We start from the raw sequence: 12,085 nt of genomic DNA, 5'->3' as shown, positions 1-12,085 counted from the left end.
CCATTGCGCTGCAGACACTTGCTTTCCGCGGGGAGGAAGTCGAGCCTCCTCGGCTGCGCCTGCGGGGTCTCGACCTTTCCTCCATCTCCCGCAGGAGTCAAGTGTCTTCCGCTCCATTCCACTAGGTTTTAAAAATAGTATGCAAATTAACAAATCGATTGAAAGTAACAAATAAAAACCCGAACTAGTAGGTGAAAGATACATCAAAATATCACCAAATTGTTCGGGTTTATCACTGGCTGGAAATACTTATGTCCCAGCCTTTACTCATCTAAATGCTTGCTTTAGAAATTGTTGTCTAATAAAAGGTAATTGCATAGCGAATTTCACGACTAAACGACGAATCATTGGGTTACGGAGAATAGAGTTCAATACTTTATAACGCTTTTTTACTAAGGTAAACAAGAACAATACGATGGTTGTAATGAGAATTGAATTACGCAAAGTCATCCCTCCTACTCATAATTTGTAGCAGAAGGTGTTTTTTTATCCGTTTATTTTTAGCACTGTTTTATGTTGTTTAGTACTTAATAGTCGAAAATAGGTTTCGCTAATGATGGTATTTCGTCTAAGTAGACTTTAAGTTTTCTCCTTATCAATGGTATAAAAAATATACCATTACACCAAGTGCTGTAGCAGCTAGAATGGAGGCTAAATTGGTTACCTCATTATTAACCAACCTCCATCCTCTTTCCAGATAAGTAGAGGTTCCGCAATGAACTCTTTTTTCGGTTAAGACGTTACAGGAGGCACAACGGTATTTTGCTTGAATCGTTGCACCAATAATCGTATCAAATAGTGAACCAATCGTACCTAATCCAATGATAATCAGAAGGGTAAATAAGGAGACTGGATACAAGAAGAATGAAGTCCCAGCGATTACCCCTGCTCCTAAAATAGATGCAATTATCCCTAACGTTGAAACAGCACCAGAAGTTCCAGGATTGACTCGTTTCATCTGTAATACATGAACAGGATTTTTTTTACTCAAGCTTCCTAGTTCAGATGCCCAGGTATCGGCATTAGCTGCAGCAATAGAGATGATAAAAGCGATAAGCAAATAATCCAAAGGATAAAGCCAATTAAACAGTCCACATAAAGCTGGAACCAAGCCATTTGCCAACACTTGGGTAAAATCTCTTGTTTCACCTTTTTCGGTAATCTCATCCATCGATTTCTTCGCATTTCGTTTATATTTGCTCCATAAACTAGAGGTTAAAAAAAATACACCTAAAAGTAAAAGTCCATTAATACCAAACCCTATTGAAACTAGGCATCCAACCATAAAAGCGGCTATAGCACCACTAATGGTCAGTGATTTAATCCTATAACCCATTAAAGAAACGACCATAATAAATAAAAAAACAAATAACACATTATTCATCACATGTAATAATCCGTTCTTCTGTAATCATCTGTTGAATAGAGAAATCATGTGGTTCGATTGGAATTTTTGGGACAAGCTGACATTCCATCAATAAAGAAAGAGTGGAGTTATGATAATTCTCAAGGTAACGGTCGTAATAGCCTCCTCCATAGCCAATTCGATACCCCTTCTTGGTATAACAAATACCTGGAACAATTAATAGATCAAGGTCTATTTCTGAAGCAGGCTCGGTCATAGAAGGAATGGGTTCTTTTAGACCAAAAAAAACTTCCTCCAATTGTTGATTACTAGTAATAAAATAAAAAGACATTCGTTTTTCTTCTGGAAAGCACTTTGGAACGGCTACCTTTTTCCCCATTGCCCAGGCTCGTTCTATAATCGTTTTTGTTTCAATTTCCCTTCCCCGGGAAATGGTTAATCCTAATGAGTCACTTTTCTTCCAAGACTCCGTATTAAAAAACTGTTCGACTATTCGTTTATTAGCTTGTTCAAATTCATATGTAGATAAGCTTTGAAGTTTGGACTTAATTTCAAGCCTTAACTCTTTTTTTGTTTTCATCATAATAAGACCTCTCTATCTTCTTTATGAATGTAAATAGCCGTAAACCTTTTATAAGGCTTACGGCTATGCTAAGTAATCATTACTTAGTTTCTCTGTGAAGAGTAACTCTCTTAAGTCTTGGGCTGTATTTTTTAAGCTCAATACGTTCTGGATTGTTACGCTTATTTTTTTTCGTAATATAGTTACGATCGCCAGTTTCTGTACATGCTAGAGTAACAGTTACGCGCATTATATATCCCTCCAAACTGTGAATACATTCAATCAGACTTTACTATGATATCATTTTTTAAAATGAATTACCAGCTATATTTCTGTTGTTTAAAATATGTTAGTAAAATCTATTGTTTACTAGTGAAACTAATCATCATTCTTGGTAATATTTCTGTCATAATATCACAATTCTCACCCATGACACTATCTAATTTTAGTATAACCCTGTTCTTAGAGTTTGAGTCATTAACGAGATATAACTGTATTTGTTCCAATAAATGAGGCTATTCATCATTGCATACCTGTTCCACCCGCTAGAATAACCTCTGCCTTCAACTATCAGCTCCTTATACTCGCCTCCAGATTCAGTTGACTTTCATAATATTCCACCGTTCTCTTCCCAATTGTAGACCAGTTATATTCATTAAGTGCCACCTGTTGGCCTTTATGAGCCATTTTCATTGCTAGCGGGCGATTACTGAGCAATACACAGATGGCTTTAGCTAGCTCTTCAGCAGATCCTGGACTAACTGTTAAGCCTGTTATACCATTTTTAACAAAGCTAGTCAGTCCCCCTGTATCGGATACGATTACCGGTTTTTTAGCAATCATTGCTTCTAAAGCTGCAATACCGAAAGGCTCATACAGACTTGGGAATACAGCCACATCACAATTTCTCAATAACTGATTACGCTCTTCATCATTAATAAAACCAATTAATCGGACATGGTCTCTTAAATTTTTTTTACTAATGAGATCATCATACTCTTTCTCTAAAGGGCCCTTTCCACCAATCATAAAACTTACATTGGGGTGCTTTTGTAAAACTAACGGGGCTGCTTCTATCAGGGTTTGAAACCCTTTTTCTGGAACGATTCTTCCTATTGAGTACACAACAGGATTACCGATATATTCGGTCCACTTTTCATCTAGTCCATCTAATTGCTGAAAGTATGACCAATCCACTCCGTTTGGAATCACTCTAATTTTATTTTCAGATTGTGAGTCTAGCAAACCAATTTCACCCTTCATATATTCACTACAAACAATAATGGAAGAGGCTTCCTTAATTAGAGAGATTTCTCTATTTTGTATCGTGTTCTGAAGAGATGTGAAAATCCCTCTATTTCTTCCCTTCTCAGTTGCATGAATAGTTGCAACTAATGGGATTCCAAATGATTCCTTTAAACCTATAGCCGCTCCTTCTACCAACCAGTCATGGGCATGAATAACATCGAACTTTATTATTTTCGAAAGCTCTAACGCCTGTTCAATTAATGATAAGTTCAGGCTATCAATCCAATTAAGAAAGTTCTCCTGTGTGGCCTGATAATGGTCGACTCGGTAAATATGAACTCCCTCTGAATACTCATAAAAGGGACAATCCGCTTCATTCATTGTCAAAACAAATACTTCATATCCTTGCTCAGCGATAGACTTTGATAATTCATAAACATGCCTTGCAAGTCCTCCAATAATACGAGGGGGATATTCCCATGAAAGTATCAGTACTTTCCTTGATGGTTCTGAGTGAAGTTGATTCCCTACGTATTGATCATGAACCGACAATAGAGGTTCTATATCGATATCTTCTAAAAATGGATAATCTGCTTCGAGGTTTACTAATAGTTCTTCTGACAAAGTCTTATTATTCAAATTCTCTATTAGAAAATGGAATCGGTTTATATGTTCTTTACACCTACGATCAGCATAATGACTCGCACTTTCATTATCTAAGATAAATGCCCAATCACTGCTAGTCGCTAGCATCCAGTCTCTTGCTAATTGTTGAATTGCTCGTTTCGTTAACCCATCATCTCTTTTTTCTGTAGCAGTGATTTCAATTAGTTTCTTTTCCATCCAATGCAAATGTCGATACATCCACTCATTCTTTTCATTTAACCAAACATCCCCGTACCCATCACGACCCCATGTTGAAAAAGAAACATGGGCAGTTTCTAAATCCTGATGATGTCGCTTTAAAAAAGAAGTCGGAGTAATTGCCTCCACTCGATTAATTTCATGGGAAAGTAGTTCATCTAGCCATTTCGGGCCTTCAAACCACCAATGACCAAATAACTCAGCATCAAAGGGTAACGTTACAATATGAGGTGGAAAAGCTTGATTTCCATAATCGTTAAGCTGCTGTTGAAGGATGGATCTAAAATGGTGAGCATGTCCCTCCACCTTTTTCCTCGCAATATCAGGGTCATAAAACTCTTTCTCTTCCGTATTGCCAGTAATTCGATGGTATTTCAAACCTGTATCTACTCTAATCCCTTCTGGATGTATGTACGGTAAAATGTATTCCCAGTCACGATCATAGGCAATATCTCGATAAAACTCTCGATAATCATGATCCCCAGGATAGCCGTATGAAGAACTCCATATATAATTAGATAAAGCTTGATTTCTAGAAAAAAGAGCCACTCCATGTGGAGAGTAGACAGGAGCACCTACTCCATTTTTAGGTGTCGGATCAGCATGTAGTAAGGCATGTTCATCAACAAATGTAAAATTGATTCCTTCTAAATGTAATCTCTTATCAACTCCAGGTGTGAAGGCACACTCGGGTAACCACATACCTTTGGGTCTTACTCCAAAATGCTTTTCAAAGCAGCTAATTCCATGTGTAATTTGCATATGTAAACCTTGTTCAGTTTGTAGATATGGAAGAAATGTATGAGTGGCTGAAGATGTAATACATTCAATCTTCCCCTGTTCAAAGTAATACTTAAAACCTGTTAGGAGATTTTGATTCCACTTTAAAAACGTTTCTCGAATGGCGAGGAACCTTTCTTGATAGAAATGTGCTACTTTTAATTCCTTATCACTACTCGTCTTCTCTAATTCTTTCTTAATTAAAGAATCTGTTTTATCTAAATGATGTAGGTATCTCCTTTGGATTAAGGGATCTGCGAGCATTTCCATTAGAGGAGGGGAAAAAGAAATCGTCCACAACTGATTCCCTCCAGTCTCCAAATTCCAAAGTAAAGGAATATAAGTTTCTGTAATCGCCTCGTACAGCCACCTCTCCTCTAATCGGTTTGCTTCTCTGTGTCTTACATATGGTAAATGGGCATGAAGGACAAAATTTATATACATATAACTCATTACATCACCCCTCTATTTAATTTTTTCATAATAGGAATAGGTAGAGAATTGTTCAAGCCAATCTGGAGTTGATTGTTTACCGGTTTTCCATTGATGGACGTTATGTGAGAACAATCCAACTTGATGCGGAGAATTACGAGGTGTATCAATTGGATTGGAGCGAAGAATAGAAAAAAAGCTACCGTTTTCTCTTTTAATGCCAAATTCTGTAAGATACGTTCTATTTGGTTCAAGGTCAGTGATAAACCAATTATTAGTCATTTCAGGGATAGGAATTTCACATTCACGATGGGCGTTGGAGCCATTAAAGAGCAATGAGGTAACATCATAAACCTTTATTAACTTAGGAAGATCACTCCAACTCAATTGACAGATATGTTCCAGGAATTTCTTTTTGACATCTGAAAGTTCCCAATAAACATATAATGAAGAGTAGTCTTTAACCATTAAACACATAGTATCTAGATTATACGAGGCAAAGGGCAGTTGTTCGTTTAGGAGAGCTAATGGCTTAGGAGGTTGAACTTCAATATTTTCTGTTCCATCCTTGAAATGCTTGTTCCAACGGTAATGTACTTTTCCTACCGTAGAATCTAATTCTTTTGCTATTTCTCTAAAGCTAAGTCCTTCATTTCTAAGCTTAATAATATCCTGAATCACTTGTTAACCACCCCTCTTATTATCAATCATTGCACGTTTAATCTTGTCTTGTTACCATCTTAACACCTGCCTCAATACTCTACAATAAACGCAAATTGTCGTATTATGGCGTTTTGTATAAACATTTCTCATAACAAATCAAAAGGCGCAAGCGCCCCGTTTAGACCCGACAAGTAAATGTTCTGAAGAGAAGAAAATGGCGATCTTTCCATTTTATTCTCTTCAGGTTATTTAACCTCGAGGGGCTGGCCGCTGGAGCCGGATTAAAATGCACTATGCCTAGTTATCCACAATAATGATGTTTTATAATTTCCTGGTAAACAATAAAAAAAGAGCGAATTACCGCTCTTTTCTTTGATCTAAATAATAAAGGTCATCGTTGTCTACGATTGGTGCATTATTTAATAATAAAGCTGGTGAAACTCCTGCTAGGTTTCTCTTGTTTTCATAAAAATCTTTATTTATTTTTTCATTGGCCAAATCAGCTTTAGGATCACCCATATAATTTTCACTGCCTACACTTTTCTTATCAGTCATAATTAACTTCCCTCCTTCTGTTTAGTTTGAGATACGTGTGACGTTTACATACATGTAAATACCCTCACCTGGACCGAATGTTAGTTTTTAACTCAAACTTATAGATAAAAGTGCTGTGATTGCGTAAAATAGATACAAAGTACTTTTCCTTCTATATTTAAAACTACATCGTCAAATAATAAAGTTTCTGTTTGTTAGCTTATATGATATAAAAGAAATTAAAGTGAATTTTTTTAGTTAGAGGTGAAACCATGCTATATATTTTTATTGGCCTTTTCTCGTTCGCCATTCTTTTATTTATTCTATCCCTTTTCAAACGAGATAAGATAAAAGATGTTGAGGCTCAGCTAGAGCAATTATCCTTAACAGTTATGCAAGAAAATTACCAAATGAAAAAGAGACTGAAGGTTCTCGAGGAAGAGCTATTATTTAATGACGAGGAATTTCAACATACATTTAAGAAATAAAGTATTGTGAGGTAATTTATGAGTAAAGGGTTCATACAAGGGTTTTCTATCGGTATTTTCTTCACCACAGCGCTTCTTACAGCAACTTATTATACGTTTGATAGAGATTCCAAAACAGATATAGGACAAGCCTTAACTGACGAATCTGTCGCAAATTATTTAGCAGAAGCTGAGCAGACTACTATTTCCAATGAGGAATACCAGCAATTGCAAGGATTAGAGGACCAGGTTAATCAGCTATCCAGTCAATTAGCAGAAACTGAACAAAAATTATTAGAAGCTACAAATGAAGAAACTGTTGAGGAAGACTCAACCAATGCCCCAGAAGTCATCTACTTATTTGAGATTCAAGCGGGTATGACCGGGCCAGAAATTAGTGAGAAGCTAGAAGAACTAAACATTATAAAAAGTAGCACTGAGCTTTCGGATTTCCTGAGTAACAAAGGCTGGGAAGGCTCAATTCAAATCGGCACTTTTGAGCTGTCAAGTACAATGAGTATTGAAGAAATCGCCCGGAAGATTACAAAAAAGCCTTAGTCAATAAATGACTAAGGCTTTTTCCTACTCGTTTAAATCGTAATGCTGACCTTTTACAAGGTAAAAAATATTTTCAGAGATATTCGTCGCATGGTCAGCTGTTCTTTCAATATACCTAGCTACGAAAGCCAACTGAGTAATTTGTGAAATTGCTTCTGGATGGTTAGGCATCATGGATAACAATTCCTTTGTAATCCCACCATAAAGATCATCTACTTGATCATCTAGTTCCGAAATCTTCTTTGCTAAAAGTAAATCTAACTCTTTATAAGCCTTTAATGATTCTCTGAGCATTTCTAAAGCTTGACGATGCATTTTAGGTATGTCTTCTAATGGCTTTATTAACTTTTCAGGACCGATCCTTATTGTCGACTTGGCAATATTTACAGCATGGTCAGCCATTCTCTCAATATCTGTCGCCATTTTAATAGCAACCATAATTCTTCGTAAATCCACTGCAACCGGTGCTTGTTTTGCGATTAAAAGGATAGCAAAATCATTAATCTCTTCTTCTAGCTTATCTATCCTATTATCATTTTCAATTACCATTAAGGCTTTCTCAATATCTTGATCAAGAAGAGAGGTCATCGCAGATTCGTGTGCCTGCTCAGCCAACCGTCCAAGCTCTAGAAGCTTTTCTGTAAGCTTATCTAAGTCATATTGAAAACGTTCACGTACTGTCAATACAATCACCAACTTTATATTATTCTTTTTGAATTATCCGAAACGACCTGTAATATAATCTTCTGTTCTTTTATCATGAGGGTTTGAGAATATCATGTCAGTCGCCCCGTACTCTACGACTTCTCCACTTAAGAAGAATGCTGTCTTATCTGAAATACGAGCTGCTTGCTGCATATTATGAGTAACGATGATAATGCTGTAATTCTTTTTAAGTTCTTGAATTAATTCTTCTACTTTTAATGTAGAGATTGGATCTAATGCAGAAGTAGGTTCATCCATTAAGATTACATCAGGTTCAATAGCTAAACAACGTGCAATACATAAACGCTGTTGCTGTCCACCGGATAAACCATATGCATTTTCATGTAGTCGATCCTTTACCTCGTCCCAAATTGCAGCACCGCGTAAGCTTCTTTCTACAATTTCATCTAAAATTTTCTTATTACGTATTCCATGGATCTTTGGTCCGTAAGCAATATTCTCATAAATAGATTTTGGAAATGGATTAGGTTTTTGGAAAACCATTCCGACTCTCGTTCTTAAGTCTTCCACTTTGAAAGACTTGTCTAAAATACTTCTTTCTCTATATAAAATATCCCCAGAAATACGAACAATAGGAATTAATTCCACCATTCTATTTAATGTTTTAATATATGTTGATTTTCCACAACCAGATGGTCCAATAATTGCCGTTACTTCATTTTCATGTATAGACAGGTTGATATTTTTTAACGCATGATCCTCACCATACCAAAGGTTTAAATCCTTTGTATCATACACAATCCTTTTACTCTGTTGGGTCGGTGTATTTTCTTTCTGTGCTACTTCAGGTTTCATTTTATTCTCTTTATCTGTAAGAACTGACATACTAAAACCCCCTCCAAATTTAGAATCTTCTTTGAAACTTATTTCTAATTATGACTGCAATAGAATTCATAACAAATAACACTAATAATAGTATAACAATCGTTGCAGCAGCCAAGTTTGCATACTCTTCAACTAAAGCAGCGTCAATCGTCCAATAATAAATTTGCATCGGTAAAACCGTAAATTTATCTAAAACACCTTCTGGAAGAGGAATGAGTAATGCAGGAATACCTATTACAACTAATGGTGCTGTTTCTCCAATTGCACGAGATAATGCTAGGATAACACCTGTTAATATACCAGGTAAAGCAGCTGGTAACACAACATTTTTAATGGTTTGCCATTTCGTTGCTCCCATTCCATATGAAGCTTCTCTTAAGAATTGTGGAACGGCACGTATTGCTTCTTGACTAGCTACTACTACTACAGGAAGAACTAATAATGACATGGTTAGTCCACCTGCAAGTACGATTGAACCTAAATCCATCGTTCTCACGAAGACTGTCAGACCTAAAATACCGAACACAATAGAAGGTACACCTGCTAGGTTAGAAATATTCGTTTGGATAAAAGCTTGTAGTTTTCCTTTTCTTGCGTATTCTTCTAAATAAATTGCAGTACCTACCCCAAGTAACATTGTCACTGGCGCAACTACGACCATTAACCAAAGTGTACCTAAAATGGCTCCCATTATTCCAGCCTTTTCAGGATCTGTTGAAAGTTTATTTGTAATGAAATTCATATCAATCCAGCCCATACTCTGGGAAATTACACGATAAAACAAAACAACTAAAACAATTAAACCAAAAATTGTGGATAAGAAAAACAAGAACTTAGCTAAATTATTCGTTAGCAGTCGGCTATTCATTTTCTTTTGAACTTGTTCTGCATTAACATATTTCATTTTAATATTCCTCCCTAAACTTACGAGAGATATACTGTGCGATTAAATTCATGATAAGTGTAAACACAAACAATGTCATCGCTACTGCATATAAGCTATAGTAAAGAGTCGATCCTGCTGGAGCATCTCCACCAGTTACTTCTACAATATAAGCAGTCATGGTTTGCATAGATTGGGTAATATCAAATGTGAAATTTTTAGAGCTTCCACTTGCAATTGTTACAATCATTGTTTCTCCAATTGCACGAGAAATCCCTAGTACAAAGGAGGCAATTATACCAGACATAGCCGCTGGAATGACAACTCGCCAAGTAACTTCAAGTTTAGTTGCACCTAGCCCTAATGCTCCTTCTCTCATAGCATTAGGAACAGAACTCATTGCATCTTCAGATAATGAAGCTACCATTGGAATAATCATGATCCCCATCACAATTCCCGGACTAAGTATATTTGTTGGCTCTAGCCCTGGTATAATCGCACGTAAAAGAGGAGTGACAAAAGTGAAGGCAAAGAATCCATAAACAATCGTTGGAATCCCTGCAAGTATTTCTAACATTGGCTTTAAAAATTTTCTAACATTATTTGAAGCATACTCACTTAAATATATAGCTGTCATTAACCCAACTGGAATTGCTACAAACATAGCAATTGTAGATGAAATAATCGTACCCGTTAATAGTGGTAGTACTCCAAATTGAGCATTGTCACCTAATGGTTTTAATACCGTTCCTGTAAAGAATTCTACAAAAGGTACTAGCTTAAAGAACTCAACCGTTTCGAATAATAATGTAAAGATAATACCTATTGTTGTAAGAATCGAAATAATGGCTATTGTTAGTAGTAATTTTGGCATTATTTTTTCAACAATTGTTGAAAAGCTTACTGTGCTTCTATTTTTATCTATTAGTTCTCTGATATTGGTTTTATCTTTATCTTCAACCATGGATTTTCCCATTCCTTTAAAGCCCCTTTCATCCTTTACCTTAAGTAAGGACTCATTTAATACCTATAATAAACAGCTAAGAAGATGAGTAGCCATATAAAGGCTCTCATCTTCAAGCTATTAATATTATTTTAAAGCTTCTAATTCAGTAACATAAGCTTCTAGCTCTGCATCCGTTAATGGAGCAAATCCAGTTTCAGCAGCCACATCAGCAGCGTTTTTCATTGTGTAGATTGCATAATCTAATACCTGTGGCTTTTCCTTAGCATTACCTACATTTAAATATGTGAATACTGGACGAGTAAAGTTTGCATAATCGCCATCTTCTTTAATTGTATCGATAGATGGTGCAATTGGACCATTTCCAAAGTCAACATTTACAGCTGTTAACTTATCTTGGTTGTTAACATAGTAACCATATCCGAAGAATGCAATTGCGTTCTTGTCTTCAGCAACTAGGTTAACTAAAGTAGAGTAGTCTTGTTGTAGATTAATTCCTTCAACTAGATCTTGCTCATCAAGAATATTTTCAAAGAAGAACTCGTAAGTACCATGGTTTTCGTTTGGACCATAAGCTTTAATTTCTTCAGCTGGGAAATCTGCACGAACGTCAGACCATAATTTCTTACCAGCGCTTGCTAGGAAGATATCAATTAACTCTTGCTCAGTTAGTTCAGCTGCCCAAGTGTTTTCCTTATTAATAACGAAAGTTAATCCGTCTAATGCTACCTTTAATTCTTTTACTTCAATTCCAAGCTCATCTGCAGTAGCTTTTTCTTCATCTTTAATTGCACGTGATGCATCGTTGAAATCCGTTCCACCTTCAGCAACTAAGAACTTCTTGAAACCAGCACTTGTACCAGCACGGCTTACTTCAACTGAAACTCCTTCTTGCTCATTTGTCATATAGTTTTCAGCCATTTTAGCCATGAAAGGATATACAGTACCAGAACCGTCGATTACAACACTACCTTCTAGTTCAGTGTTTTCTACTTCTTCAGAACCAGTTTCACCTTCAGCAGCTTCTTCAGTACCACCTTCAGTAGTTTCTTCTGTTTCTCCTCCGCCACAAGCAGCAGCAAATGCCATTAATGACGCCATAACTAAAAGTAATAGTAAGCTTTTTAAGCTCTTCATTTCGTTATTCCCCCTAAAGAGTGTTTTGTTTGTTTTGTCCTACGTGTTTTAGAATAAAGGTTTAGTATTAACCTTG

14 protein-coding genes are annotated in these 12,085 nt (G+C 36.2%); 2 read left to right on the top strand and 12 right to left on the bottom strand.

Annotated elements, in window-relative coordinates; all coding sequences use genetic code 11:
* Positions 1 to 267 precede the first annotated feature (267 nt).
* The 7 genes from M1D60_RS06125 to M1D60_RS06095 form a co-directional block, all read right to left on the bottom strand.
* Positions 268 to 444, bottom strand: coding sequence for a hypothetical protein (locus M1D60_RS06125; RefSeq protein ID WP_456278286.1), 177 nt, complete (start codon positions 442 to 444; stop codon positions 268 to 270).
* A gap of 151 nt (positions 445 to 595) precedes the next feature.
* Positions 596 to 1,384 carry a DUF92 domain-containing protein gene (locus M1D60_RS06120; RefSeq protein ID WP_456279366.1) on the bottom strand — a complete coding sequence of 263 codons (789 nt, stop codon included), beginning with the start codon at positions 1,382 to 1,384 and terminating at the stop codon, positions 596 to 598.
* Positions 1,377 to 1,949 carry a 5-formyltetrahydrofolate cyclo-ligase gene (locus M1D60_RS06115; protein WP_456278285.1) on the bottom strand — a complete coding sequence of 191 codons (573 nt, stop codon included), beginning with the start codon at positions 1,947 to 1,949 and terminating at the stop codon, positions 1,377 to 1,379. The genes M1D60_RS06120 and M1D60_RS06115 overlap by 8 nt, the downstream gene beginning before the upstream one ends.
* 79 nt (positions 1,950 to 2,028) lie before the next feature.
* Positions 2,029 to 2,178, bottom strand: a complete 150-nt coding sequence (gene rpmG / locus M1D60_RS06110; RefSeq protein WP_149218494.1) for a 50S ribosomal protein L33 — start codon at positions 2,176 to 2,178, stop codon at positions 2,029 to 2,031.
* Positions 2,179 to 2,498: 320 nt separating this feature from the next.
* Positions 2,499 to 5,273, bottom strand: a complete 2,775-nt coding sequence (locus tag M1D60_RS06105; protein WP_456278284.1) for a 1,4-alpha-glucan branching protein domain-containing protein — start codon at positions 5,271 to 5,273, stop codon at positions 2,499 to 2,501.
* A gap of 12 nt (positions 5,274 to 5,285) precedes the next feature.
* The gene (locus M1D60_RS06100) at positions 5,286 to 5,933 is read right to left on the bottom strand and encodes a DUF4912 domain-containing protein (RefSeq protein WP_456278283.1); all 648 of its coding nucleotides are present in this window, start codon (positions 5,931 to 5,933) and stop codon (positions 5,286 to 5,288) included.
* Between the two features lie 339 nt (positions 5,934 to 6,272).
* Positions 6,273 to 6,470, bottom strand: a complete 198-nt coding sequence (locus M1D60_RS06095; RefSeq protein WP_456278282.1) for a hypothetical protein — start codon at positions 6,468 to 6,470, stop codon at positions 6,273 to 6,275.
* Positions 6,471 to 6,721: 251 nt separating this feature from the next.
* Between M1D60_RS06095 and M1D60_RS06090 the strand changes: the two genes are divergently transcribed.
* Entirely contained in the window at positions 6,722 to 6,937 is a 216-nt protein-coding gene (locus M1D60_RS06090; RefSeq protein ID WP_456278281.1) for a hypothetical protein, read from the top strand.
* 18 nt (positions 6,938 to 6,955) lie between these two features.
* Positions 6,956 to 7,474 carry a hypothetical protein gene (locus M1D60_RS06085; protein ID WP_456278280.1) on the top strand — a complete coding sequence of 173 codons (519 nt, stop codon included), beginning with the start codon at positions 6,956 to 6,958 and terminating at the stop codon, positions 7,472 to 7,474.
* A gap of 24 nt (positions 7,475 to 7,498) precedes the next feature.
* Here M1D60_RS06085 and phoU read toward each other — a convergent pair whose 3' ends face one another.
* The 5 genes from phoU to M1D60_RS06060 form a co-directional block, all read right to left on the bottom strand.
* Positions 7,499 to 8,158, bottom strand: a complete 660-nt coding sequence (gene phoU, locus M1D60_RS06080) for a phosphate signaling complex protein PhoU (protein WP_456278279.1) — start codon at positions 8,156 to 8,158, stop codon at positions 7,499 to 7,501.
* A 33-nt stretch (positions 8,159 to 8,191) separates the two neighbouring features.
* Positions 8,192 to 8,995, bottom strand: coding sequence for a phosphate ABC transporter ATP-binding protein PstB (gene pstB / locus M1D60_RS06075; protein WP_456279365.1), 804 nt, complete (start codon positions 8,993 to 8,995; stop codon positions 8,192 to 8,194).
* 49 nt (positions 8,996 to 9,044) lie between these two features.
* Positions 9,045 to 9,929: a phosphate ABC transporter permease PstA gene (gene pstA / locus M1D60_RS06070; protein ID WP_456278278.1), complete on the bottom strand. Its 885-nt coding sequence runs from the start codon at positions 9,927 to 9,929 to the stop codon at positions 9,045 to 9,047.
* Position 9,930: 1 nt separating this feature from the next.
* Positions 9,931 to 10,884, bottom strand: a complete 954-nt coding sequence (gene pstC, locus M1D60_RS06065) for a phosphate ABC transporter permease subunit PstC (RefSeq protein WP_456278277.1) — start codon at positions 10,882 to 10,884, stop codon at positions 9,931 to 9,933.
* Between the two features lie 114 nt (positions 10,885 to 10,998).
* Entirely contained in the window at positions 10,999 to 12,009 is a 1,011-nt protein-coding gene (locus tag M1D60_RS06060) for a PstS family phosphate ABC transporter substrate-binding protein (protein WP_456278276.1), read from the bottom strand.
* Positions 12,010 to 12,085 lie beyond the last annotated feature (76 nt).

It is taken from the genome of Bacillus sp. AK128, assembly GCF_053903075.1.
The sequence above is the reverse complement of the archived record's forward strand: the minus strand, read 5'-3'. Positions and strand labels throughout refer to the sequence as shown.